At 56.7% G+C, this 24,479-nt stretch carries 26 protein-coding genes and 2 pseudogenes; 19 read left to right on the top strand and 9 right to left on the bottom strand.

What is annotated here, in order from left to right:
• Both ABNH10_RS03435 and ABNH10_RS03430 read left to right on the top strand, forming a co-directional pair.
• Positions 1-121: pseudogene (locus tag ABNH10_RS03435) on the top strand (IS3 family transposase); the annotation flags it as partial.
• 7 nt (positions 122-128) lie between these two features.
• Positions 129-1,180 (top strand): annotated as a pseudogene (locus ABNH10_RS03430) (IS3 family transposase); the annotation flags it as partial.
• Here the strand turns inward: ABNH10_RS03430 and ABNH10_RS16245 are convergent.
• The 3 genes from ABNH10_RS16245 to ABNH10_RS03420 all read right to left on the bottom strand — a co-directional run bounded on the left by ABNH10_RS16245 (position 1,163) and on the right by ABNH10_RS03420 (position 2,719).
• Positions 1,163-1,369 carry a phage integrase central domain-containing protein gene (locus ABNH10_RS16245; RefSeq protein ID WP_502877111.1) on the bottom strand — a complete coding sequence of 69 codons (207 nt, stop codon included), beginning with the start codon at positions 1,367-1,369 and terminating at the stop codon, positions 1,163-1,165. The pseudogene ABNH10_RS03430 and the gene ABNH10_RS16245 sit on opposite strands and share 18 nt — an antisense overlap.
• A gap of 23 nt (positions 1,370-1,392) precedes the next feature.
• Positions 1,393-1,758 carry an Arm DNA-binding domain-containing protein gene (locus ABNH10_RS03425; RefSeq protein ID WP_349384761.1) on the bottom strand — a complete coding sequence of 122 codons (366 nt, stop codon included), beginning with the start codon at positions 1,756-1,758 and terminating at the stop codon, positions 1,393-1,395.
• 109 nt (positions 1,759-1,867) lie between these two features.
• Complete coding sequence (locus tag ABNH10_RS03420; protein WP_349384760.1) at positions 1,868-2,719, bottom strand: YicC/YloC family endoribonuclease; 852 nt, start codon at positions 2,717-2,719, stop codon at positions 1,868-1,870.
• A gap of 195 nt (positions 2,720-2,914) precedes the next feature.
• On the opposite strand from ABNH10_RS03420, the gene rph reads away from it, so the two are divergent.
• The 3 genes from rph to ABNH10_RS03405 all read left to right on the top strand — a co-directional run bounded on the left by rph (position 2,915) and on the right by ABNH10_RS03405 (position 5,023).
• Positions 2,915-3,631 carry a ribonuclease PH gene (gene rph, locus ABNH10_RS03415; protein WP_349384759.1) on the top strand — a complete coding sequence of 239 codons (717 nt, stop codon included), beginning with the start codon at positions 2,915-2,917 and terminating at the stop codon, positions 3,629-3,631.
• Between the two features lie 85 nt (positions 3,632-3,716).
• A complete protein-coding gene (gene pyrE / locus ABNH10_RS03410) occupies positions 3,717-4,379 on the top strand; it encodes an orotate phosphoribosyltransferase (protein ID WP_349384758.1) in 663 nt (220 codons plus the stop codon).
• A 2-nt stretch (positions 4,380-4,381) separates the two neighbouring features.
• On the top strand, positions 4,382-5,023 hold the full coding sequence (locus ABNH10_RS03405; RefSeq protein WP_349384757.1) for a hypothetical protein: 642 nt from the start codon (positions 4,382-4,384) through the stop codon (positions 5,021-5,023).
• A gap of 156 nt (positions 5,024-5,179) precedes the next feature.
• Here ABNH10_RS03405 and slmA read toward each other — a convergent pair whose 3' ends face one another.
• The 5 genes from slmA to coaBC form a co-directional block, all read right to left on the bottom strand.
• Complete coding sequence (slmA, locus tag ABNH10_RS03400) at positions 5,180-5,764, bottom strand: nucleoid occlusion factor SlmA (RefSeq protein WP_349384756.1); 585 nt, start codon at positions 5,762-5,764, stop codon at positions 5,180-5,182.
• A gap of 313 nt (positions 5,765-6,077) precedes the next feature.
• Positions 6,078-6,977 carry an acetylglutamate kinase gene (gene argB / locus ABNH10_RS03395; protein WP_349384755.1) on the bottom strand — a complete coding sequence of 300 codons (900 nt, stop codon included), beginning with the start codon at positions 6,975-6,977 and terminating at the stop codon, positions 6,078-6,080.
• Between the two features lie 177 nt (positions 6,978-7,154).
• Positions 7,155-9,554: a phosphomannomutase/phosphoglucomutase gene (locus tag ABNH10_RS03390; protein ID WP_349384754.1), complete on the bottom strand. Its 2,400-nt coding sequence runs from the start codon at positions 9,552-9,554 to the stop codon at positions 7,155-7,157.
• 103 nt (positions 9,555-9,657) lie between these two features.
• On the bottom strand, positions 9,658-10,110 hold the full coding sequence (dut, locus tag ABNH10_RS03385) for a dUTP diphosphatase (protein ID WP_349384753.1): 453 nt from the start codon (positions 10,108-10,110) through the stop codon (positions 9,658-9,660).
• Between the two features lie 91 nt (positions 10,111-10,201).
• Positions 10,202-11,401, bottom strand: coding sequence for a bifunctional phosphopantothenoylcysteine decarboxylase/phosphopantothenate--cysteine ligase CoaBC (coaBC, locus tag ABNH10_RS03380; protein WP_035459025.1), 1,200 nt, complete (start codon positions 11,399-11,401; stop codon positions 10,202-10,204).
• 257 nt (positions 11,402-11,658) lie between these two features.
• Here coaBC and radC point away from each other — a divergent pair, with 257 nt between their 5' ends.
• From radC to ABNH10_RS03310, 14 genes are all read left to right on the top strand, one after another.
• The gene (radC, locus tag ABNH10_RS03375; RefSeq protein ID WP_349384752.1) at positions 11,659-12,333 is read left to right on the top strand and encodes a RadC family protein; all 675 of its coding nucleotides are present in this window, start codon (positions 11,659-11,661) and stop codon (positions 12,331-12,333) included.
• A 266-nt stretch (positions 12,334-12,599) separates the two neighbouring features.
• Entirely contained in the window at positions 12,600-12,836 is a 237-nt protein-coding gene (gene rpmB, locus ABNH10_RS03370) for a 50S ribosomal protein L28 (RefSeq protein ID WP_035459023.1), read from the top strand.
• A 22-nt stretch (positions 12,837-12,858) separates the two neighbouring features.
• Complete coding sequence (rpmG, locus tag ABNH10_RS03365; RefSeq protein ID WP_007151127.1) at positions 12,859-13,026, top strand: 50S ribosomal protein L33; 168 nt, start codon at positions 12,859-12,861, stop codon at positions 13,024-13,026.
• Between the two features lie 354 nt (positions 13,027-13,380).
• Positions 13,381-13,614, top strand: coding sequence for a hypothetical protein (locus ABNH10_RS03360; protein WP_349384751.1), 234 nt, complete (start codon positions 13,381-13,383; stop codon positions 13,612-13,614).
• Positions 13,615-13,626: 12 nt separating this feature from the next.
• Positions 13,627-14,079 (top strand): TadE/TadG family type IV pilus assembly protein, encoded by a 453-nt coding sequence (locus ABNH10_RS03355; RefSeq protein ID WP_349384750.1) that lies wholly within the window; start codon positions 13,627-13,629, stop codon positions 14,077-14,079.
• A 54-nt stretch (positions 14,080-14,133) separates the two neighbouring features.
• Positions 14,134-14,982: a Flp pilus assembly protein CpaB gene (gene cpaB, locus ABNH10_RS03350; RefSeq protein ID WP_349384749.1), complete on the top strand. Its 849-nt coding sequence runs from the start codon at positions 14,134-14,136 to the stop codon at positions 14,980-14,982.
• Positions 14,972-16,147: a type II and III secretion system protein family protein gene (locus tag ABNH10_RS03345; protein ID WP_349384748.1), complete on the top strand. Its 1,176-nt coding sequence runs from the start codon at positions 14,972-14,974 to the stop codon at positions 16,145-16,147. Before cpaB ends, ABNH10_RS03345 begins: the two co-directional genes overlap by 11 nt.
• A gap of 4 nt (positions 16,148-16,151) precedes the next feature.
• Positions 16,152-17,342, top strand: coding sequence for a CpaE/TadZ family protein (locus tag ABNH10_RS03340; RefSeq protein WP_349384747.1), 1,191 nt, complete (start codon positions 16,152-16,154; stop codon positions 17,340-17,342).
• Between the two features lie 46 nt (positions 17,343-17,388).
• Positions 17,389-18,558 (top strand): TadA family conjugal transfer-associated ATPase, encoded by a 1,170-nt coding sequence (locus tag ABNH10_RS03335; RefSeq protein WP_349384746.1) that lies wholly within the window; start codon positions 17,389-17,391, stop codon positions 18,556-18,558.
• Positions 18,545-19,465 (top strand): type II secretion system F family protein, encoded by a 921-nt coding sequence (locus ABNH10_RS03330; protein WP_349384745.1) that lies wholly within the window; start codon positions 18,545-18,547, stop codon positions 19,463-19,465. The genes ABNH10_RS03335 and ABNH10_RS03330 overlap by 14 nt, the downstream gene beginning before the upstream one ends.
• Entirely contained in the window at positions 19,458-20,333 is an 876-nt protein-coding gene (locus ABNH10_RS03325; RefSeq protein WP_349384744.1) for a type II secretion system F family protein, read from the top strand. The genes ABNH10_RS03330 and ABNH10_RS03325 overlap by 8 nt, the downstream gene beginning before the upstream one ends.
• Before the next feature lie 14 nt (positions 20,334-20,347).
• Positions 20,348-21,037 carry a tetratricopeptide repeat protein gene (locus ABNH10_RS03320; RefSeq protein WP_349384743.1) on the top strand — a complete coding sequence of 230 codons (690 nt, stop codon included), beginning with the start codon at positions 20,348-20,350 and terminating at the stop codon, positions 21,035-21,037.
• Complete coding sequence (locus tag ABNH10_RS03315) at positions 21,034-21,303, top strand: hypothetical protein (RefSeq protein WP_349384742.1); 270 nt, start codon at positions 21,034-21,036, stop codon at positions 21,301-21,303. Before ABNH10_RS03320 ends, ABNH10_RS03315 begins: the two co-directional genes overlap by 4 nt.
• A 28-nt stretch (positions 21,304-21,331) precedes the next feature.
• Positions 21,332-23,020, top strand: coding sequence for a Tad domain-containing protein (locus ABNH10_RS03310; RefSeq protein WP_349384741.1), 1,689 nt, complete (start codon positions 21,332-21,334; stop codon positions 23,018-23,020).
• Positions 23,021-23,185: 165 nt separating this feature from the next.
• Here ABNH10_RS03310 and ABNH10_RS03305 read toward each other — a convergent pair whose 3' ends face one another.
• Positions 23,186-24,373, bottom strand: coding sequence for a DesA family fatty acid desaturase (locus ABNH10_RS03305; protein WP_349384740.1), 1,188 nt, complete (start codon positions 24,371-24,373; stop codon positions 23,186-23,188).
• Positions 24,374-24,479 lie beyond the last annotated feature (106 nt).

Below are 24,479 nucleotides of genomic sequence, written 5' to 3'. Positions count from 1 at the left end.
GGCAAGGGCTGACGTATTTAATTATATCGAGCGGTTCCACAACCCAAGAAGGCGGCGCAAGGTTGCAGCTCAAGATCGCAAGTTTACCGCCTTTTTAAAACCGTCCGTGGAAACGGGGTAGAACCCATGCGGGCATGAAGGTCGAAGAGATCTGCCGTAAGCACGGCATAAGCAATGCCACCTACTACAACTGGAAGAGCAAGTACGGTGGCATGGAGGCATCGGATGTGAAGAAGCTCAAGGAGCTCCAGGACGAGAATGCCAAACTCAAGCAGATGTTTGCTGATCTGAGCCTGGAAAACGCTGCCCTGAAGGATCTATTCGCAAAAAAGGGTTGGTGACAGCAGAGAGACGCGAGTCGGCAACGGCTCTGGTCGAATTTGGATTATCGATTACTCACGCTTGTAAGTTGGTCGGTCTGGGGCGGGCGAGCTACTACCGCAGGCCCCGGGACTGGCGTGTAGCGGATGCTGCTGTCATTGAGGCGCTGAACGAGCAGCTCAAGAAGTCACCGAGGGCTGGCTTCTGGAAGTGCTACAAGCGCATTAGGAATAAGGGTTTGCCTTTCAATCACAAGCGTGTCTACCGCGTATATTGCCAGATGGGCCTGAACTTGCGCAGGCGCACGAAGCGAGTATTGCCCAAGCGTATCGCCAAACCGTTGGAGGTCAGCATGTATCCGAACAAGCAGTGGGCGTTGGATTTTATGCACGACACGCTTTATTGCGGCAAGCGCTTCCGTACGCTGAACATCATTGATGAAGGCACTCGCGAGTGTCTCGCTATCGAAGTGGACACCAGCCTCCCGGCAGGACGTGTAGTGCGGACGCTGGAGCGCCTTGAGCAAGAGCGTGGGCTGCCAAATCAGATCAGGGTGGATAACGGGCCAGAGCTGATCGCAGCGGAGTTCTATGATTGGTGTGAAGAGAAAGGCATCGAGGTCGCCTACATCCAGCCTGGCAAACCGCAACAGAATGGCTTCGTCGAGCGATTTAACGGCTCGTTCCGCTATGAGTTCCTTGACGCCTATCTGTTCGAGAGTCTGGGGCAGGTTCGGGAAATGGCGTGGCTATGGATGCTGGATTACAACGACGAGCGGTCGCATGAAAGCCTGGGTGACATACCGCCAGCGGTGTATCGCCAGAAAGTGGAAAACTCTAGTTTAGGGCTGTCTCACTAAAGGGGGAGTGGACATGATGCCATGACGGAACAGCTGCTTCATGTACATCAGGGTGTCATTGGCGATGGTGGGGCGGTTGCTGCGCTGGACGCGCTGCAGGACGGCCCGGATATCCCTGGGGGTGACGTCGGCAATGGGGTAGAGGCCGATCACCGGGTGAATTTCTTTTTGGTAGATGCGCTTGGGGATGTTGGGGTGTTTCAGGCGCCGGGTCAGATCGGTCTCGTACCAGTCCTGGAAGAGGTCTTTGACGGTGCGGATGTCTGGCTGGACAACTTTGGCCCTTTCCTGAATTGGGTGGTGCCCGTTCGGATGCCTTGCTTGTTGAGAACAGCGGCTTTCGGGGCGTCACCCAGGGACATCTGGGGGTAGTGGCCAAGGGTAATTTCGTGGCGCTTGCCCTGGGCGCTGTAGCGCAGCATCCAGTAGGGTGAGCCGGACTTGCGCGCACAGAAATAGAGGCCGCCACCATCGGTGTGCTTCTTGGGGGCTGCTTTGCCAGGGACTTGATCTGGGTGGCGGTGAGTTTGCCCATTTTGATCTTGTGGCGTTTGAGCCTGTAAAAACAGGCTGCCCACCACTTTTGTCTGGATAGTGGTGGATGGCGGTGGATTTACATGGACTGGGTTATCTAAATTATCTGTTTAAAAACAGACGATTAAATGCAAATATGGACTTCCATGGATTTTACTCGATATTCTGAATCTGCTCCCTCATCTGCTCAATCAATACCTTTAATTCCACCGCTGCCGCTGTGGTTTCGCTGTCTACGGATTTGCTGCCCAGGGTATTGGCTTCGCGGTTGAGTTCCTGCATCAGGAAGTCGAGCCGACGGCCGATGTGGCCGCCTTCTTTGAGGATGCGGCGCACTTCGGTGACATGGGTGAGCAGGCGGTCGAGTTCTTCGTCCACGTCCATTTTCTGCGCAAGCAATACCAGTTCCTGTTCCAGGCGGTCCGGGTCTGGGGATTCGATCACGTCCTGGATGCGGCTGCGCAGTCGTTCGCGTTGGGCTTCCTTGATACGCGGGACGGCGTCTTTGACGATTTCTACTTGGGTGATGATGCCATCCAGACGGTCTTCAATCAGTTTGCCCAGTTGCTCGCCTTCGCGGCGGCGAGTATCGATCAGTGCTTGCAGAGCTTCATCCAACAGGGTCAGGGATTCGCGTTGCAGCAGCTCCACATCCAGTTGTCGGGTGCCGAGGACGCCGGGGTAGCGGAGGATTTCCATGGGGTTGACCTGACCGGAGTGCTGGACCAGGTCGCCGACCCGGCGAGAGATGTCCGACAGTTGCTTCACTAGAGGCTCATTGAGTTCCAGGGCGGCGTCGCTGTCGTCCTGCTGGTAGCGCAGGGTGATTTCAACCTTGCCCCGGGCCAGAGCCTTGCGGCAGCGTTCGCGTGCAGCATTTTCCAGCGAGCGAAGGGCGTCGGGCAGGCGGGGGCTGACTTCAAGGTAACGATGGTTCACGGCTTTGATTTCCCAGACCAGGCCATAGCCTTCAAGCGGGCGGTCGGCGCGAGCAAAAGCGGTCATGCTGCAAATCATGGTGAACCTCTGTGTTGTCAGTGGGGTGAAGCTTGCGATGACAGCCCTGTGGGCGCTTGGCTGCAAGCTCCTGCTGTAAAGGCTTCCCAGTCTAATCAAGACGGCTTTGGGTGCAAGGAAGGCATAGGCGCCGGTGTTTGCTACAATGGCGGCCCTTTCGTTTTCACTATTTCAGGAGATTCCATGCGCCCATCCGGCCGAGCCCCCGACCAATTGCGTGAACTGAGCTTTACCCGCAACTACACCGTTCATGCCGAGGGCAGCGTATTGGTGGCGTTCGGGAACACCAAGGTGCTGTGTACGGCGTCTGTGGAAGACGGCGTGCCGCGCTTCCTCAAGGGCAAGGGCCAGGGCTGGCTCACCGCGGAATACAGCATGCTGCCCCGTTCCACCCACACCCGTTCTGGCCGCGAAGCCACCCGTGGCAAGCAGGGTGGTCGTACTCTGGAGATTCAGCGTTTGATTGGCCGCTCCCTGCGGGCAGCGGTGGACATGAAGGCGCTGGGTGAGCGCACTATTTATCTGGATTGCGATGTACTGCAGGCCGATGGCGGCACGCGCACGGCATCCATTTCCGGGGCCTGCGTGGCGCTGGTGGATGCGTTTACCCACTTGCTGGAAACCAAGAAGATCAAAAATGATCCGCTCACCGGGCTGGTGGGCGCGGTGTCCGTGGGCATGTACAAGGATACCCCGGTGCTGGATCTGGATTATGCGGAAGATTCCAATGCGGGCACCGACATGAACGTGGTGATGACCCAGCAGGGTGGCTTTATCGAGATTCAGGGCTCTGCAGAGGGCGCGCCGTTTACCCGCGAGCAGTCCGATAATCTGTTGGGCCTGGCAGAGAATGGCATTGGTGAGATCATCAAGGCGCAACAGGTCGCGCTGGGCTGGTAAAGCACGAGGTATAAAGGTGGGCCGTGCCGTGAAGGCGGCACGGCGTTCCGCTGATGTGAAAGACGGAGTAGCCACAGGCTTAACTATGAAGAACTATAAAAAGCATTTTTTGCGTTTCGCGGAAGAGCGTAAGGCGCTGAAGTTCGGCGAATTTACCCTGAAATCCGGCCGTAATAGCCCGTATTTCTTTAATGCGGGAACCTTCAATACCGGTGAGGCCCTGGCCCGGCTAGGGCGCTATTATGCGGATGCGATCATGGCATCCGGGCTGGAATTCGATATGTTATTCGGGCCGGCCTATAAAGGCATCCCGCTGGTGGCGGCGGTGTCCGTGGCATTGGCCGAGCACCATGGTCGGGATTACCCTTGGGCGTTCAACCGCAAGGAAGCCAAGATTCATGGCGAAGGCGGTTGGCTGGTGGGCGCGCCATTGCAGGGCCGAGTATTGGTGATAGATGATGTGATAACGGCTGGGACAGCGATTCGCGAAGTGGCGACGCTGTTCGAGAAGACCGACGCGACCATGGCGGGGGTGATGGTGGCGCTGGATCGGCAGGAATGCGCTAAAGAGCCTTCTGAGGCGGGCAAGGGCCTGTCGGCGATTCAGGAAGTGGAAAAAGCATTGGGGGTGCCAGTGGGATGTATCGTCACTATGAGCGATATTATCGATTGGCTGGAACAGCAACCGGACAGCCAGACCATGGCCGCGCCTATGCGTGAATACCGGGAGCGTTATGGAGTGCAATAATAATGAGAATCGTCGTCCTGTTGATGGCGTTCATTTTGGTTTCGCCGTTACTGTCTTCGTCCGTGTGGGCGCGTTCCGGTCAGCGTGCCAATGAGCGGATGCCGGATGGAGCCTACTTTCGACATGAAACCACGGATGGTGTGGTACACCTGAACCGAACCCTGACCATGGATGCCATCCGCAACGGTTATCAGTTGTTGGATCAGTACGGCCGGGTGCTGGAGGACGTGGAGGGGGTAGCGCTGAATGATGCCCAGGCCAAGGCCCAGCGGATGCAGCAGGCTCGTCAGGCCCGGGAAGATCGCGATATGTTGCGGTTATATGCCGGCCCGGAAGATGCGGTGCGGGCGCGCGATCGAAGGGTCGAAGCACTGGAGCTGAGCATCAACTACGAGGAAAACAATCTGGCTCAGTTGCAGATGAAGCTGGATGACGAAATCGCTACGGCGGCGCGCAACGAAAGAACCGGTCGGGACGTGCCGGAGGTGGTGAAAGAGGCCATTGATCGTTTGCAGCGTCAGATCAAGGCGGCGGAACAAAAACTGTTGGATTTCGACAAGGAAATCGATCAGGCCAATCAGCAATACGCTCCGATCATTGAGCGTTTGAAAACGATAGATACAGAGCAAAATGAAGGCGGTTGATGCTGCCTTGGAAGTGAACGGCTAAACAGCCACAGGAAACGGCTGATTATAATCATGGAACGCGATGCGGGTATCGCGAAGGCGCCAGGCCATACCGCGTTATTCGCGATACCCGCATCGCGTTCCTCCAGTCGCAAAAGGAATTTTAGCGGTTTGTTAGCGAAACAGCATGGGTTGTAGCAGCGCCCATTGGGCCGGCCAGTCCTGGCTTGGCTTAATCTTGAAGCCAGAACGAACGAATTGCGCAATACGCCCTTCGGCCACGGCCAGCAGTAGGTTGGCGGTGATGGTCGGGCTAGCCTGCGTGCGTAACCCTTCTTTCAACTCTGCCTCACGTAGCACTTGTTTCACCTGGCTTTCGACTCGGTCGTAGAACTGTTGGATGCGCTGGTGCAGGCGAGCGTTTTCACCGGTCAGGGCATCGCCGGTGAGCAGCCGGGTAATGCCAGGGTTACGCTCGGTGAACGCCAGCAGCAGGGTGAGAATTTGTTCCACCTGATCGCTGGCCTTGCCGTCTTCCATGATGCGGTTAATACGCGAAAAAATGGCTTCTTCGATAAAGCTGATCAGCCCCTCGAACATTTTCGCTTTGCTGGGAAAATGTCGGTACAACGCCGCCTCGGAGACGCCCACTTCCCGCGCAAGACCGGCGGTGGTGATGCGTCCTCCAGGTACGGCTTCAAGCATATGGGCGAGCGACTGCAGAATCTGCTCTTTACGAGACGGTTTTTTATCGGTCATGAAGTATCGTTCCCAGTTCTAAGCAACAAGCTTCTGTCTGCAACGCGAGTGTGGCCCAGAGGTATATCACAGGCAAACACCGCGCCCAACGTTCCCGGGCTTGTTACTGCGGTTTTGTTTTTGGCTGTTGTAGCGTTTCGCGGCCACCCCCTTTGCCGCGTTTGATTGCAAGTGAAAAATTTAAAGTTGAAACGCGCGTTGAATCTGTCGGTTTTCAGGGCGCAGCGCGGTCACAGGGTAAGGGCGCGGGCTTCTGCCGATAAAAACCAAAAACGTTTGGCGTGCTTTTCAACTTTGAACGTTCATCTTTCAACTAGTCTTTGCTGATCAGGGTGCCGATTCCCTTGTCTGTGAGGATTTCTAACAGCACGGCGTGGGACACCCGGCCATCGATGATGTGGGCAGTGTGCACGCCGTTTTGCACCGCTTCCAGGGCGCAGCCTATCTTGGGCAGCATGCCGCCGAAGATAGTGCCGTCCTTGATCAGGCTGTTGACTCTTTCGGTGGTGAGCCCGGTGAGGATCTGGCCTTGTTTGTCTTTCAGGCCGGGCACATTGGTGAGCAGAATCAATTTTTCTGCACGCAGGACTTCCGCTACTTTGCCGGCCACCAGATCAGCGTTGATATTGTAGCTGGTGCCGTCGTCGTCCACGCCGATGGGGGCGATCACCGGAATAAAATCGCTGCCGGCCAGCAGGTCGATGATGCGGGTGTCGATACCCTGCACTTTGCCAACGTGGCCGATGTCGATGATCTCTGAGGCTTGTAATGCCGGGCTATCCGCATCGCTTGCTTTGAGAACCATCTTGCGAGCCTTGATCAGCCGTCCGTCTTTGCCGGTGAGGCCGATGGCCTGACCGCCGTTATGCTGGATCAGGTTAACAATATCTTTGTTGACCAGCCCGCCGAGCACCATCTGTACCACGTCCATGGTTTCCCGGTCGGTGACACGCATGCCCTGAACAAATTTGGATTCTTTGCCAAGACGTTCCAGCAAGTCGCCGATCTGGGGGCCGCCGCCGTGCACAATCACCGGGTGGATGCCCACTTGTTTCATCATTACTACGTCGCGGGCGAAGCTGTTTTTCAGCTCCTCGTTTTCCATGGCGTTGCCGCCGTATTTGATGACTACCGTGGTGCCGGCAAAGCGCTGAATGTAGGGCAGGGCCTCAATCAGAATCCGAGCGGTGTCATGGGCACTATTGGCGTCCATTGGGTCTCCTTGGGTATTCGCTTTAGCGGAGGCGTTTAAAGTTCAAAAGCGCGGGTTCAACTCGTTACATTGCAGAGGCTGCCCGCGTTTCCTTTTAGGGTAAAACGTGGAGCAAAAGAGTATCCGGTTAGCCCGGTGCAATCTCGACGTTTGATCTTTCACCTCGGTGATTCTAACTCAAAATGGTAATTTTAGGTTTTCATCAATGGCATTCAGTTGTTCGCGGAACTGCTCTTTTACCCGTTTCAGTGCCTCTTCGTCACGCCCTTCGAAGCGGGCCACCAGTGACGGGGTGGTGTTGGAAGCGCGCACTAGTCCCCAGCCATCAGGAAAATCCACCCGTAGACCGTCTATGGTAGTGGGTCGGCCACCAGTGAATTGGTCGGCACGGGCCTCAAGGGCGTCGATCAGCGCAAACTTGTTGTCATCGGTGGCATCAATATACAGCGCCGGGGTGGTGACGCCGGTTTGGAATTGGTCGAATACCTGGCCGGCGGTGTCATCTTGCAATGAAAGGATTTCCAACAGCCGGGCGCCTGCATAAACGCCATCATCGCAGCCAAACCAGCGGTCGGCGAAGAAGATGTGGCCGCTAATTTCGCCGGCCAGAGCGGCGCCACTTTCTTTCATTTTGGCTTTGATTAACGAATGTCCGGTTTTATACATCAGAGGGCGTCCGCCATTCTTGCGGATAATGGCGGGTAGCGCGCGGCTGCATTTCACATCGAACAGGATGTCGGCGCCGGGGCTGCGGCCGAGCAGATCCTTGGCAAACAGCATTAGCAGGCGATCGGGCCAGATAATTTCGCCGGTGTTGGTGACCACAGCGACGCGGTCGCCGTCGCCATCGAAGGCCAAGCCCAGGTCTAGGTCTTGTTCTTGCACCACGCGGATCAGGTCGATGAGGTTGTCCGGGTTACCGGTGTCTGGGGCGTGGTTGGGGAAGTTGCCATCGATGTCGGTGAACAGCGGCGCGACCTCACAACCCAACTGGCTGAAGAGGCGCGGGGCTAGCTCCCCGGTAACGCCGTTGCCACAGTCGATGGCAATTTTTAGGGGGCGAGCCAGCACGATGTCGTTGGCGATGTCGTTAAGATAGCGATCGATGATGTCGCGCTCTTCTTCATGGCCGTTGCCTTCGCTAAAGGCTTTGTTATGAATGCGCTGCTTGAGGGCCAAGATCCGCTCGCCGTGGAGGGTGTCGCCGTTCATGACGATTTTCAGGCCGTTATGCTGGGGCGGGTTGTGGCTGCCGGTGAGCATAATGCCGGTTTGGGTTTCCAGTACTTCGGTGGCGTAGTAGAGCACCGGGGTGGGCGCCAAACCTAGGTTAACCACGTCACGGCCGGATTCCAGCAGGCCCTTGATTAACGAACGGCTGAGTTCCGGGCTGGAAAGACGGCCATCGCGGGCCACCAGAACAGTTTGTTGGCCCAGTTCGCCGGCCTCGCTGCCGATGGCGCGTCCTAGCAGGTAGGTGCCCTGGGCGGTTAGGGTGTCGCCGGCTACGCCGCGGATGTCATAAGCGCGAAAAATGCTGCCGGGTAGCGCTTCGCCACCGCTGTCGTCGTCTGTTAGCAGAATGCTATCGTCGTCATTTTCCTCGATGAGCAACACGTCGGATTTGGCGGCGCTTTTAGGGCGTGCTGGCCCGGCACGGTCGCGCAGTTTTCTGGCCAGCCGGGCGGAGGCTTCGGTTACGCCATTGAAGACCGGAAAATGAAAATGGTCACGGGCGCTGACGTCCGGTTGGCGCATCAGTTCATCGCTATAGCGAATCAGTTCGGCAGCATCCTGACGCAAGGCGCGGGTCAGCAGACGATTGGCCAGCAGGGTGCATAACAGAATAACGACGACCCCCAAGGCGATAGCCAAGGTGGCAATGATCAGGCTGCTGCTGTCAGGGGCGCGCAACGTCAGGGTGACCTGAACCGGGCCTTGGCTGATCTGGGCCGTGCCGCCGTTGGCATGTTGCTTGTTGTCGAACAGGGGGCTGCCTGCGTATTTCACTGTGAGGGCGGCGCCTTCCGGCATGGCAGCGCGAAGAGCAGCCGCCAGCGGGGCCAGGGATTGGGTGAGCAGCAGGCTGCCGGACTGGTTTTTGGTGGCGCGGGCCATTACCAGCCGGGGAGGTTTGCCGGTAATGATCACCGGGCCGGGTTGTTGGCCAAGGCGGACGTTCTTGAGTAGCTCCTGGGCGGTGTAACTGAGCCGTGAGGTATCTGCGCCACGGCGCGGAATCAGCTGGACGGTGGCGTCGGGGAGCCATTGTTTCTGATGCACATTGAAAGTGAACAGATCGCCTTCCGCCAGTGCCTGGTTTACGTCACTGCGGTGGCTGAGTATTTCCAGCTGTTGACGTGCGGCCTGAGTCGTTCTGCTGACCTGGCTGGCCAGCGATTGTGCTAACAGCAGAGCCTGGGCGTTCTGTTGCGCTGGTTGTAAGTGGCTGGTTTGATAGGCATAAAGGCAGCCGGTGGCGGCGATGACCGCGATAATGCCTGCGGCGACCAGTGGCAAAAGCTGCTTCATGGTGCTGGTGGATTTGCCTTGCTTGTTAGCGTTTTTGTTCCCCATATCCCCTCCGCTTACCCGGCGCTACCACTGTATGGTTGTGGTTCAAGTTGTGGCGCGCTGTGCTGCGTTGCTAAACCAAGTTGTTTGTTATTTTCGTGGTGTATCAATGACGGCCGCTGTGACCGAAACCGCCTTCGCCGCGTTCGCTGGCGCTGAAGCTTTCCACCTGTTCCAGTTCTACTTGCATTACCGGCACGATCACCAGTTGGGCGATGCGTTCACCGGGCTCTAGGGTGAAGGGCTGCTGTCCCCGATTCCAGCAGGACACCATTAACTCGCCTTGGTAGTCAGAGTCGATCAGTCCTACCAGGTTGCCCAGCACGATGCCGTGTTTATGGCCGAGACCGGAACGCGGCAGGATCATGCCGGCGTAGCCCGGGTCGGCAAGGAAAATGGACATGCCGGAGGGCAACAGCTCGGTGTCTCCGGGCTGTAGTGTCAGCGCTTCCTTGACCATGGCGCGCAGGTCCAGCCCGGCGGAGCCGTCGGTGGCGTAATGAGGCAAAGGAATGCTGTCGCCAAGGCGGGCATCGAGTACCCGGTATTGCAGTTTCATGGTGTCCCCTTTGGTCAGGCAGTACGCTCCAGGCTAAACGCTCCAGGCGGCAAAACCGGGCGAGTTGCAGGCTGCGTGGAGCGTGTAAGCGTTAGTCTTTATAGCGTATCGCAATCAGTTCGATCAGTTGCTTGGCAATCTGTGCTTTGGACGCCAACGGCAATACCTTGTGTCCGCTGGGCCAAATTACCGTGAGGGCGTTGTTGTCGCTGTTGAAGCCCACATTGGTACCGGAGACATCATTGGTGGCGATCATGTCGAGTTTCTTGTTCACCAGTTTGCCTTGGGCGTAGGCCATCACGTCTTGCGTTTCTGCTGCGAAGCCCACGGTAAAGGGGCGCTTGGCGTGTTCGGCTACGGAGGCCACGATGTCTGGGTTTTTCACCAAGGTGAGGTGAATTTCCTCGGTGGACTTCTTGATCTTGTGGTCAGCGGTCACGGTCGGGCGGTAGTCCGCTACGGCGGCGGTGGCGATAAAGACATCGCAGCCATTTTCCACTACGTCCATGCAGGTTTCATACATGTCCACTGCGCGGATCACATCCACGCGCTCCACCCGTGAAGGGGTGGGCAGATACACCGGCCCGGCAATCAGGGTGACCTTGGCCCCGGCTTCGGCCGCGGCTTCGGCCAGCGCAAAGCCCATTTTCCCGGAGCTTTTGTTGGTGATGTAGCGCACCGGATCGATGGATTCGCGGGTGGGACCGGCGGTGATCACCACATGCTTGCCGGTGAGTAGCTGGTTATCGAACACTTCCGCCGCCTGCTGAATGATCTCCAGCGGCTCGAGCATGCGCCCGGCGCCGACTTCGCCACAGGCCTGGCTGCCGCTGCCGGGGCCGAAAATGGTGATGCCCTTTTCCTGCAGGATCAGCTGGTTCTTTTGGGTGCCGATGTCCGCCCACATTTGCTGGTTCATGGCCGGGGCAATGGCGATAGGGGCGCCGGTGGCCAGACACAGGGTGGTTAACAGATCGTTGCCATGGCCATGGGCCAAGCGGGCCATGAAGTTGGCGGACGCGGGCGCGATCAGTACCAGATCTGCCCAGCGGGCCAGCTCAATATGGCCCATGGCGGCTTCAGCCGTTGGGTCCAGCAGGGTGGTATGTACCGGGTGCCCGGACAGTGCCTGCATGGTCAGCGGCGTGATGAATTCACAGGCGCCTTGAGTCATGACAACCCGTACTTGTGCGCCCACATCCTGCAGCCGGCGCACCAGATCGGCGGCTTTATAGGCCGCAATGCCGCCAGTGACACCCAGCAGGACCCGTTTGTTCATCAGACGTTGCATGCAAAAACCCTTGTTTGGATGACGGCAGACATGGCGAATCTCCACTGCCGCTGCAGCCGCAAGGCTGCTATCAAGTCAGGCTACATAGAGTAGCACTGTATAAGAGACGCGGCACGCGGGTCGCAACAGGCTACACATAAAACAAAAGTGTGTTGGAGGAGATGAGCTTTGAAACAAATATATAAGTCATTCAGCGCGTGGCTGGCGGAGGTGAAGTGGGCTATGGCTGCGTACAGGTTGCCCCGTGGAGCACTGTTATGGCGATAACAGACTGGCCGGAGGATGAGCGGCCGCGGGAGAAGTTATTGTCGAGAGGGGCAGGAGCGCTCAGTGATGCGGAACTGCTGGCGATCTTTTTGCGTACGGGGCAGCGGGGGCTAACGGCGGTGGATTTGGCTCGCCGGCAGTTAGCGAGTAGCGGCGGCTTGCGCGCAATGCTCGATCTGAGCCCGGAACGAATGGCGCAATTGCCCGGGATGGGAACGGCCCGGCGGGCATTGTTGCTGGCGGCACTGGAGTTAGGGCGCCGTTATCTGGCAGAGCCCCTGGAGCGGGGGCAGCCATTGGATAACCCGGACAAAGCGGGACAGTTGCTCACTGCTCAGTTGCGCGGGCTCCCTTTTGAGGTTTTTGCTTGCTTGTTTCTTGATAACAAACATCGCCTGATTGCGTTCGAGAAACTGTTTCAGGGCACTATTGATGTCGCTGCAGTCTACCCTCGAGAAGTAGTGCGCCGGGCCATGGAGCACAATGCGGCGGCGGTGATTCTGGCCCATAATCATCCTTCCGGCGTGGCGGAGCCCAGCCAGGCGGATCACGCCATTACCCGCCGCTTGGTGGAGGCACTGGGGCTGGTGGAGGTGCGAGTACTGGACCATCTAGTGATCGGCGATGGGGGCTGGGTGTCGTTGGCGTCTCGCGGGGCAGTGTAGGTGCATGTGCGCTTGGTCAGTATGCCTGACGCAAGAAGAGAAAGACTCAAGGGTAAGCAAATGAGCGTGTTAGCCTTTTTATGTCGCGTATTGAGTGCGTTTTAGCCGTATGAGGAGCGACTCTGAAGGCGTTTGATTTACGACGTTTGGCCTCCAGTGGTCGTTTAAATTAAGATTTAGCTTGAAACTTGAACGGTGGATTGGTATAAAACGCGCCTTTTCCGGGGCTCTACCGTCCCCCGCAAGAAGTTTTACGGAGCAAGACAATGTCCAAAGTTTGCCAGGTGACCGGTAAGCGCCCTGTAACGGGCAATCGCGTTTCTCACTCGAACATCAAGACCAAGCGTCGTTTCGAGCCGAATCTGCACCACCATCGTTTCTGGGTTGAATCCGAGAAGCGTTTTGTGCGTCTGCGGGTAAGCTCTAAAGGTATGCGCATCATCGACAAGAAAGGTATCGACTCAGTACTCGCCGATATCCGTTCTCGCGGCGATCGCGTTTAAGGCTAACAGAAGGAGTTAACCCATGGCCGGTCCTATTCGTGAAAAAATCCGCCTGGTGTCCTCTGCTGGCACTGGTCATTTTTACACCACTACCAAGAACAAGCGTCTTCATCCTGAAAAGATGGAAACCAAGAAGTATGATCCGGTCGTGCGTAAGCATGTGGCCTATAAGGAAGCCAAGATCAAGTAACGATCTTTGGCTTGCCTGCCTGGCAGCGGACATAAAAAAGCCCGGGATTTCCCGGGTTTTTTTATGTCCGGAGAAAAGTGCCATTTTTCATATTGATTTGCACATCAAATCCATGCTTGAAAGCATCCGCCCATCGTCTTTACTGCTCCGAGCAGAGGTTTGACCTGCGTCGCAAAATCACACCAGTGTTAGTTTTACATGAACGGGATGCTTCGCAACAAAAGGCTACATGCCCAGCGTTGTGAAGCGCATCACGCTTGCATAGGATCACACTAAAAATTCATATTTGCGCATATGTGATAAGCATTAAGCAAGTTTTGATAACCCCCATAAAAAGCGTGTACGGAGAGCACTATGAGCACTTTGACCATGATCGCCCAATTCGTTTTTGCCCGTCTTTATACCCAGCTGCCCGGCCGTGCGCGTAAACAGCGCGGTGCCAGTGCGCTGGAATATATCGTTCTGGCTGCAGCCTTGATCATCATTATTGGCGTGCTGGCCACCAACGATACGGTCAGTGGTGCACTGGAAACGGCATTCACTGACTTGTTCACCGACGCTTCTGATACGACTCCCCCGGCTGGTTAGGGCATCGTTTATATGCGAGCGCGCCAAAAAATGGCAGGGGCTGTGGCATTGGAGTTTCTGATGTTGTTCCCGTTTGTGGTCGCCATGTTGTACGGCGCAGCGGTATACGGCCTGACATTTTTTGCTCAGTACCGGATGCAGGACGCGGTGGATAATGCGGTATCTACCGCCTTATACATTGATCGCTCTACGGTACAGGGGGCAGCCTTGGGTGACTCGGTGAGGCAGCGTGCCAATACGGTGTTGGCCGGCTTGGTGGCTGAGTTGCCGCCCAGCCTCAGAGCGTTGAATGCTGACGGTGCCTGTAGTCTGGAGACCGTGGGGGGGCTGGAAATGCTCCGCTGCCGCTTGGTTTATCCGAACTATCAGAACAACCCGGTAGTGCCGGCATTAAGTTTCGGCGTGTTGGGAGAATTCCCTCCTCTGCCGGATCGGTTGGATGTGGAAGCGCGGGCGGCATTTTGATACGGCGTGCCTGCCATTAGAAACAGAAATACACAGGGATGTTCCGGAGAGAGCATGGGATCAAGACTGCTGTACATGTTGCCGGCGCTGGCAGTGGCGTTAGTGGCGTTGATCTTGGCATTAGTGGGATTAAGTCGCGATCCGACTCCCGCGTTAGTGGTGAGGGATAGCGGAGCGGACACCGGGTCGCCCGGGCAAGAGGCGCCCAGTTATCGCTATTGGGTTGTGACGCAGAGCCTGAATGTGGGGGATACACTTGACGAAGAGTCCCTGGCAGTGGTGTCTTCCCCAGCGCCAATTGCCAATGTACTGACTGCCGATGAAACGGTGGCGGGCAAAGAGTTACGCCAGTTTGCCCGTCCGGGTGAGCTGCTTTCCCGAAATCATCTCGAGCCCGGCGGCACCCTTCCCGGCGCTTTGCCCAAAGGCTTTCGTGCTGTTGGCGTGGCGGTGGATGACGTGGTGATGGCCGGCGGATTGTTGCAGCCCGGGGATCTGGTGGATGTGGTGGTGGCTTTTCGCAAGGTAGAGCGAGATAACCCGGCGGCTCTGGTGTTATTGCGCAGCATTCAGGTGCTGGCGGTAAAGGGCGCCATGGCCGCGGCCAGCAGTGACCAGGACCGTGAGGCTCGGCGTCGCAATAATACGGTGGTGCTGGCCGTACCCAGAGACAAGGTGCCGCCGCTGTTGCTGGCGGCAGAAGAAGGCGCGTTACGTCTGGCGGTGGTTGCCAGTGACGACAAGGGTGACGAGAGCGTTGTGGCTAGCGCCCGAAAGAATGTCAAACCGTTCTATTACAAGGATTTGTTCCCGGCGACGCGAGCGCCTGCGGCTAAGGCTAAGCCGGGGCAACGAGTCGAAGTCTATGAAGGATCTGACTCAAGGAGCACCTATGTGCGTTAAGAGTGGGTTGATAAAAACGAGGTGGGCCAGCCTAGCGGTGTTGCTGCTTTTGACGTTGACCAGTGCAGTGCAGGCAGAGAGTTTGCGCGATTCCATGCGCCTGGCGCCGGGGGATCAGAAGGTACTCACCTTTCCCTCAGCAGTGGCTAAAGTCGCGACATCAGACCCAGGCGTAGCCGCGCTGACCGTGACGGGCAGTGCTGAATTGCTGCTGACCGCCAAATCAGAAGGGTCGGCAGTGCTGTCGGTATGGTTGCGTAATAACAGTAAGCCCCTGCGTAGCACAGTGGTGGTCGCCACCACGTTGGGAGATGCGCTGCCATTCGGTACTCAGGTGCAAACGGACATTCGGGTGCTGGAAGTCAGCCGCTCTGAGCTGAACCAGCTGGGCATGAGCTACAGCAATGTGTTCAACGGTGGAGACTCTGCGGTGGGTATTGCGCCTCCGGGGACCGGTTTTCAGACACCCGGGGCCGTGCCTACGCCGCTGGGGGCTGAAGGCTTTAATCTGTTCGGATTCGGGCCTAATTCGGTGTTGGCGATCAATGCACTGGAAGCTGGTGGCTTTGCCTATACACTTGCAGAGCCGTCGCTTACCAGTCTGTCTGGGCAAAGCGCCAGTTTCCTGTCAGGTGGTGAGTTTCCGGTGCCCACCCGCAGTACCACTGACGGCGTACAGATTGAGTTCAAGGAGTTCGGTATTGGCTTGAGCCTCACTCCAACCGTGATCGACAAAAGTCAGATTATTCTCCGGGTGGCCCCGGAGGTCTCGGAGCTGGACTTTTCTGCCGGCGTTGAAACCGGCGGGGTAGCGGTACCCGGTTTGCGTGTGCGCCGGGCAGAAACCACGGTGTCATTGGCTCCGGGAGAAACCTTCATTATCAGTGGGCTGGTAAGTCGCAACACTATTAACAGCAGTGGCCGGTTGCCAGGCATTGGCAACATTCCACTATTGGGGGCGTTTTTCCGCTCTTCACGGATTCAGAAAGATGACAAGGAGCTGGTGATGGTCGTGACACCGCATCTGGTGACACCCCAACAAGCTACCAGCCCGCCGGTAACGTTGCCGGGCGCCGGTTACCACTCCAGCAGCATGGGCTGGCTGGATATGGCTACGGAAAGCCGGCGGGGCTCCCAACCTATCCGTCATGGACTGAGCTGGTGATGCTATGAGTGACCACGACATTGTTCTTTCGGTTGTTGACGATGACGGTATCGAAGCCTGGCTGGATCGGGTGGTGGAAGACCCGTTTCGGTTGGAGCAGGTTAGCCGCTCCGATCTGACCCGGGTGTTGCGTTTGTTGGAAGCCACCACGGCCCATGTGGTGATGGTGGAAATGTCCGAAGCAGATATGGACCAGTCACTGGCCATTATTACGGCCCTGACCAGTGCTCGGCCCTGGGTCACCGTGATCACGGTGTGTGCCCGTTCGAATCAGGAACTATTGCTCCAGGCCATGCGGGCCGGCGCCCGAGACTGTTTTGTGGCAGGCACGGAAGCGGGCGATGTACGCGAACGGCTGCGTCGGCATCAACTGCTGCGCGTTGGGCACTATGGCGATGAATTGCGCTCAGGCACCAATAATCTCACTCTAGTGGCGTCCGCCAGCGCCACCGTCGACACTCGCTTCTTGGCCCAGAATGTGGCCCTGAGCATGAACCGATTATTCCCTGATAAGCGCTGCCTGGCCATTGATACCCAGCCGGGCGAGCGCGGTATTTTCTATCTGGATGTACACAACGAGTACAACTTGGAAAACCTGCTGGCCAGCCCGGAAACCCTGGATGAAACCCTGATCGGTACCGCGCTGGAAGAGTACCGCCCGGGCCTGCGATTACTGGCCGGAGGGGTGGAAAGCAGTGATCTGGCTGGGGACCGCAGTGCCGATTTGTTTATTGCCCTGAACCATTTGATGCAGATGTTTGATCGTATCGTGATCAATGTGGGCACGATGGAAAGCCGACATTGGGTGCGCGCTCTGGGGATTCATGCCCGCCATTTGTTGGTGGCCATGCATCCACTGGTGGATCAAGCCCATGCGGTGCATAGCTTGGGTAATGACTGGCGCTCTCATTTGGGCCGTGACAGTGAGGTTAGCCTGATTGTCGATGGGGTGGACAGCCATGCACCGCCTGGATTGGACGAATTGGCAGAGACGGCCGGTGTGCCTCTGCTCGGTGGTTTGGCCATGGATTGGCGGCACCGGTTGCTGGCCATGAACAGTGGCTTGCCGATTCAGGAACAGTCGCCCCGTTGCCGCTATAGCCGGAACTTGCAGGCGTTGGTGGGGAAGCTGGAAATGCAGCAGGACGATATTGCCAGCCCAGGTTGGTGGCAGCGCCTGCGCAGCAATGCGTGATGAGTCGCCAAATGGTTAGTGAGCGCAACGGATAGCAGGAGCAGTCGTGGCTGGACGGATTGATGCGGAATATCAGCAGCTCAAGGATCGCACCCATCGCTGGGTGGTGGAGCGGCTGGATGAAGAAGGGATCGAAGTCGGCAAGGCTGGCAGTGATCAGCTGTCGGATTTTGTCCGCACGGCGGTGGGGCAGCATATCGCCCTGAATCGGGTGCCGCTTTCTACTCAGGACCTCAATCAGCTGGCCCGCGATACGCTAGATGAAGTGACCGGGTTCGGTCCGTTGGAACCGTTGCTGGCCGATGAGCGCATCAATGATATTTTGGTGAACGGCCCGGACAGTGTATTCATTGAGGTGTCGGGGGTGCTGCAAAAAGCGTCCGTGCGTTTTATCAATGATGATCACGTGGTGCGGGTGATTCGGCGCATGTTGGCGCCGCTTGGGCGTCGACTGGATGAGTCCAGCCCCATGGTGGATGCGCGCTTGCCCGACGGTTCGCGAGTGAACGCTATTATCCCGCCGCTGGCGTTGGATGGCCCCAGCATTAGTGTGCGTAAGTTTACGCGTAACCATCTGACCGCCCAGGAGCTGATCGAATCGGGCTCACTCACCGATGCCTGCCTTGATATCATGGTTAAAGCGGTGGAATCGCGCCGTAATATTATAATCAGCGGTGGTACCGGCACGGGTAAAACCACCATGTTGAACCTGATCAGTCAGTACATCCCTCCAACCGAGCGGATTCTTACCATTGAGGATTCCGCGGAGCTGGTGCTCAATCATCCCCATGTGGTGCGCCTGGAAACCCGCCCGGCCAATACCGAGGGCAAGGGCCGTATCAGTGCCCGCGAGCTGGTGATCAATGCGTTACGTATGCGCCCGGACCGGGTGATCTTGGGGGAGGTGCGCTCCCATGAAATTATCGAACTGTTGCAGGCCATGAACACTGGCCACGAAGGTTCCATGAGTACCATCCATGCCAACAGTTCCCGGGATGCGCTGGTGCGAATCGAAACCCTGCTGGCGGTGAGTGGTTATGATGCCAGTGAAACCGCCATTGGCCGGCTGATCGGTTCGGCGCTGGATATCATCATTCAGTTGGAGCGAACGGCAGAGGGTTGTCGCCGGGTCAGCGAGGTAGTGGCGCTGACGCCCACCAGCGATGACCTGTATCACATGGATTACCTGTACCGGAGCAATGATGAGCGCGGTTGAGCTGCTCGGCATGGCGCAGATGCTTGGCATCATTGCCGTGCTGACGGTGCTATTGCAGCTGGTCTGGTTTTGGTATCGCCAGCGCAGCCTGGTTAACGATCGCGTGCGTCAGCGTTTGCAGCAACGCACTGAGCTGGGCCAGGAGCCTGGCCAGGCGCGAGTGGCCAGTGGGCCGCTGAATCGCCTGTTGTTGCGGGCAGATATCCGCCTGTCCCGAACCCAGCTGACACTCATGGGCATCATCACTTTCGTCATATTGGCTCTGGTACTGGCTTCTTCGGGCTTGATTGCCATGGTGGTGGTGGCCCTGTTTATTACTGCCTGCCTCTGGCTGTACTGGCGTTTCCGTTTCCAGCAGCAGCGTCGCACTATTTTTGAATCCCTGCCGGGGATCATGGACTCAACGTTGCGTTATATGGGCGCGGGGCGTTCCCTGGAAGCGTCTTTGCTTGAGTCGTTTCAGGATGCGCCGCCAGTGTTCAAGCCCCTCACTTTTCGGTTGCGCAGCGCAGTGGAGTCTGGACGGGATTACACCGGCCTGTTCAATGATTTCGCGCGTCTCTATCAGGTGTCATCGCTGGTGTTGGTGTCCATTGCCTTGCGTACTTCTGCCCGGTTTGGCTCTTCCATCCGCCCGGTGTTACAGCAAGTTGCAAACTCGTTGCGCTCACAACAGGAGTTGCGCCGTGAGTTTTTGGCCGCCACCGCGGAAACACGTTTTACTGCTGTGGCGTTTACGCTGCTACCGCTGGGCATGGCCGTGTATATGATGCTGATAAACGAGAAATACGCGGAAGTGTTGTTGCGCACGGATACCGGCCACACCATGTTGATCGTTGCCGGTGTGTTGCAGGGCATCGGTGTGGTGATCGTTTGGCGGATGGTGCAGGGGGTGGGCCGTGAGTGATCTGCTGCTGATCGTCTCATTGTTATTGGTTTTTGTGGCTCTTTGGTTGCTGGTTTTTAAGGCCCGTGAGTGGGAAATGCGGGCTCGGATTTACACTCGGTTGCGCGACAGTGCAGGGGGGCATACGGACGATGCGAAGGGCGGGTTCTGGTTGTGGCGTTTGTCCGGCGCCTTGACCGAATCATCCTTTGCGGCCAGTGATTACGAAGATATTCGTCTTGCCCTGAAAGGGATGGGCAAAACCCGGGAGCAATCCCAAATGATTTATCTGCTGTCATGCTGGTTTCTGCCAGCGATTGTGGCATTTATCGGTTTCTCTTTCTTTGGTGCTCTGGGCGGGCTGGTAGCCACTGCCGTTGGATTCATCCTGCCACGTAGGACGGTCCGCAGCATGGGGGCTCAGGCGGAAATGCGCCAGAACCTGGAAGCCGTCGAGCTGTGTCACCTGACGCGTATGCTGATGGAGGCGGGGCTCTCTCTGGAACGGGTGTTGCGCATTATCGGTGTTCAGGGTCGACCGTTGCTGCCCATTCTGATTGGCCGCATTGACCGGTTCAATCGTTTGATGAAATCCGGCGCGGAGCGCACCCAGGCTTTGGATGAGCTGGGTGAAAACAAACGGATTCCAGTGTTGCGCAGCTATGTGGTGTTGATGAAACAGAGCAGTCAACTGGGCGCGGGGGTGTCCCATAGCCTGGAGCAGATTATTGAAGAAGCACAGAAGGTGGAGCGCAATCGAATCCGAGAAGAAACCAACCGGATTGGTGCAAAAATGACGGTCATCATGATGGCCTTCATGTTGCCCGCACTGTTTATTTTGATAGGTGGCCCGGCGGTAATCTCCATTGCCGAGGCGTTAACGCGATGAAAGGGAGCTGGGACATGCGTGGCAGTAATTGGGGAGGTCTGTGTGCTGCGGCACTGCTGACAGTGCTGGCGGGCTGTGCCCACCAGAGCGCACCTGCACAGGCAAGCGGTACCGTGGATGTGTCCGGCATTGTCTGCAAGGAAGCGCTGCAACCGGAGCAGCGGGTGGACCTGGAAATGGTCGACACCCTGATGGCCAAGGGTCGCAACTATGCGGCGCTGGCGCAGCTGGAAGATGAGCCGATGAGTGCCATTGATCACTGGCTGCGCTATGGCCAGTTGCTGGCGGCCTCCGGAAAGCTGGAGCAATCAGAAGAAGTGTACAGGGCCATGGCTAATCGCTGTGGTGATGGCCGCAGTGAACATGGCCTGGGTATGGTTCTGTTGAAGCGCAACGAAGTGATGTCTGCGCTTCCTCACTTGGAGAAAGCCCGTGACATGGCCCCAGCGACCTCTCAGGTGCGTAACGATTACGGTTATGCCTTGCTGTTGATGGGGCGCTACGAAGACGCTGCATTTGAGTTACGAACGGCGCTGGAGTTGGCCAACGGCCAAGGACCGGTGCGCCAGAATCTGGCGGTAGCGTATCTGATGAGTGATAACCAGAAAGGCATTCAGGAATTGAAATCTCAATACGGTTTCTCCGAGGATGAAATGGCCTATGCGGAGAAGCTCAGTCAACAGTTTGGGAGGGCCGCACCATGAAAAAATGGCTTTTGGTATGCCTGCTGCCGGGTTTGGCTATCGCCGCAGAACCTCAGCAGAACTACCGTTTTGGTGTTTCTGACCAGGTAGTAGATAACATGCCAGAAACGGTAACTGACTGGTTGCTGAACCAGCAGCGGGATTCTCGTCCGGCAGCAAAAAGTGAAATTTCTGCGCCTATTTACGTCGATACTCAGCGACGCCTGGCGGACTCATTCCGCACGGCCATACCGGAAACCTTCGGTGAACAGACCCGCGACGAGTAATCGCTGGCGCCAACAGGGCGCCCTGACGGTGATCACGCCGCTGTTGTTGCTGGTTGTTGTCATCATGTCGGTGATGGCTCTGGATGGCGCGCGCCTGTATATGTTGCGTGGCGAGATGCAGGCGCAGGTGAATGTGGCAGCGCAGGCGGCGGCGGGTGAGACGCAAGCCTGTGGTGGCCAGTTTGTCAGCTCTGCTGTGATTCAATCGCGTGCCCTTGCCGCTGCTAAAGCTCAGGGTTTTAGTGAAGATGACGGTTCGTTACAGGTGCAAGTCGGCTTGATTGAAGACACGAACGATAGCGGTGTTCTTTCATTCCGGCCGGTGAGCTTGGTGGCGCAAAGCAACGCTGTTCTGGTTACCTATACCCGTAGTGAGCCTATTTCTCTGTTATTGCCTGAGTCCACCTTTGGCGCGCTGGATATATCGGTGAATGCGGCTGCCAGAAAGCAAGTGGTAGCGACAATGAGCGCTGCAGGGAGCACGGCAACGGTTGATTCGGGGATTGTTGGGTCGCTACTTGGTGCGGTACTAAGAGATGGCAGCTATACGCTGGATCCAACAAGTGTGGATAGTCTACGCAATACGACGATTAAACTTGGGGACTTGCTCACGGAAATCGGGGTCGCCGATGTGACCGAATTACTGAACCTGGATGGCGCTGTGTTGGCTTCAGCTCTTAGAGGTGTAGCAGGCGTAGCGAGTCCAGCGGGGCGGGCACTGGATGACCTTCTTGGTGCGAATGGCCTTGCTACTGTTCAGGTCAGTGAAGTGTTAGACGTGGTGGAGGGGACCCAAGTGCCGGTCAACAGTGAATTCCCCCTCTATGACATGTTGATCAGTCTTGTGCTCAATGTAGCTCAAGCCCAGCAAGGCGGCTCGGGAGGATTCTTGACAGTGCCGTTGGATGTCAATCTGGATCTCAGCCCAGTGGCGAATGTGCAAGCCAGTGTAAAGTTGAATGTTGGAGAAGCACCCAAAATTAGAATTGGGCCCGTCCGTAAAGACGCGGATGGCGAGTGGGTCACAAAAGTCTATGCCCCGGATATAAGTCTTTTAATCGACGCAGAGGTGGAGTTGCTCGCGTTGGGCCCGTTGTTAAACTTGGCATCCGTTGATCTGCCGTTGGCGGTTAATGCTGGAGGGGCAGAGGTGGAATTCGTGTCGGCGGATTGTGCGGCAGGGGTAAATAACGATATTGAAATTGGCGTGAATATTAATCGAAGCGTGGCGAGACTGGGAACCGGAACAGTCGATTCTGACTCAGGGGAGATTGTGCCTGCTCAAGGACGTTTAAACGTGCTGGGTTTGCTGGGCATTCGGCTACTGAGTGCCAATGTTTTTATCGATGCTGAAGTGGCTGGTATCAGTGATCGTGGAGTGATTATTGCGCAGGATTACCCTCTGTACTGTAGCGATATTGGTTGCAGGCAGCAGACTTTCAATGATACCGGCGATGGGCTTGGAGGGCTGGATCTCGATGTCCAGGTAAGAGATCTGAATGTCATTGAGCTTTTGCCTTTGGATCTCACTTTTTTGACTAATTTATTAGAAAACTTGCTTTCAACGGTGGTGGAAGCTCTTGCCGGGGCTCTTATTAACCCTTTACTTGAAGCACTGGGTATCGGGCTTGGCGGCGTAAACATAACGGTTACAGGTGCTAGTCAAAATAGCAGCCAAGTGCTTGAGAACATTGTTGTGATGTCAGAGACTCCTTAAGGTGGTTCATCGCGAATTGGCATGAAAATACCGGTGAGTCTGCTTTATCGTAGGGTTGAGGGGCGCGGCGCTCTCGATACCGGGCGTTAAATCAGCGTTTGGGCCGACTCAAGATGGGGGCTGGCACATAGGTAAAAAACGGCCGCATTAGCGGCCGTTGTCGTTTCAGGCAGTTGCGTGCCGGTAATGAGGTAACTTGTCGGCGAATTCCTGCAGGGCATGGATGCCAGAGGCTCGTGCGTCGTGACACCACTTCTCCAGCGCTTCCACCATTTCTGTAGAACTGCGACTGGTTTGGGTCCAGATATCCTGTAACCGTAGACGAAATTGGTAAATGGCTTCCAGGGTTTCGTTATTTTCTGTCAGGCTCTTCAGTCGTAGCGCCTGATTCGGTTTGATCAGGGTCAAATCCCGATGCAACAACGCTTTGGCGCGGGCGTAGAATTCACGGCTGGCGTCACAGGCGCGGGCCTGTTCCTGCTTGAAAACGGGAGTGATCACGGCTTTACGGTAATGCCGCATGACTTGAAAGCGGTGCTGCATGACGCCGCGCAGGGCGTCCACGTCGATTCCGCCAGCGCTTTTCACCAGCGCGGGTTTAGGTGCCACTTTCTTCACCTTGGCCAGCCCCACTATTTCGAACAGGCGAATCCATGCCCAGCCGGCATCGAATTCGAAACGACGCACAGATAACTTGGCGGAGTTTGGATAGGTGTGATGATTGTTATGCAGCTCTTCGCCGCCAATCAGAATGCCCCAAGGCGAAATGTTGCGTGACGCATCGGCGCATTCGAAGTTCCGGTAACCCCAGTAGTGTCCCAAGCCATTAATGACACCGGCCGCGAACAGTGGAATCCAGATCATTTGTATGGCCCAAACGGTAATGCCGGCAGCGCCAAACAATAGCAGATCAATAACAGCCATTAAGGTGATGCCGGCCATGGGGAACCGGGAATAGACGTTGCGTTCTACCCAGTCATTGGGGCAGCCGGCACCGTATTTTTTCAGGGTTTCTTTATTCTCTGCTTCTTCGCGGTACAGTTCGGCCCCTTCGCTTAGTACCTTGCGGATGCCTTTGACTACCGGGCTGTGCGGATCTTCTTCGGTCTCGCACTTGGCGTGGTGTTTGCGGTGGATGGCGGTCCACTCTAGGGTGTTCTGGGCGGTGGTGAGCCACAGCCAGAAACGGAAGAAATGCTTGAGCACCGGATGCATGTCCAGCGCGCGGTGCGCGGAATAGCGGTGCAGGTACACGGTGACACTGACAATGGTCACGTGGGTCATGGCCAAAGTGATTAGCACCAAGGCGCCGAGGCTCGGGGCCAGTAGGCCCTCACTCAGATAATTCAGCATAGATGTCGCACAATAAAAAAATAGAGTCACTATTGTGCCCTATCCGGGATGACAGACAGAAGACACGGAACAGGTCAAATTCGGACTTTACGGTCAATCAGGGGCC

This window comes from Alcanivorax sp. (assembly GCF_040119285.1).
GTDB lineage: Bacteria > Pseudomonadota > Gammaproteobacteria > Pseudomonadales > Alcanivoracaceae > Alcanivorax.
Note: the sequence above shows the minus strand (reverse complement) of the source record. Positions and strands in the feature narration are given on the sequence as shown.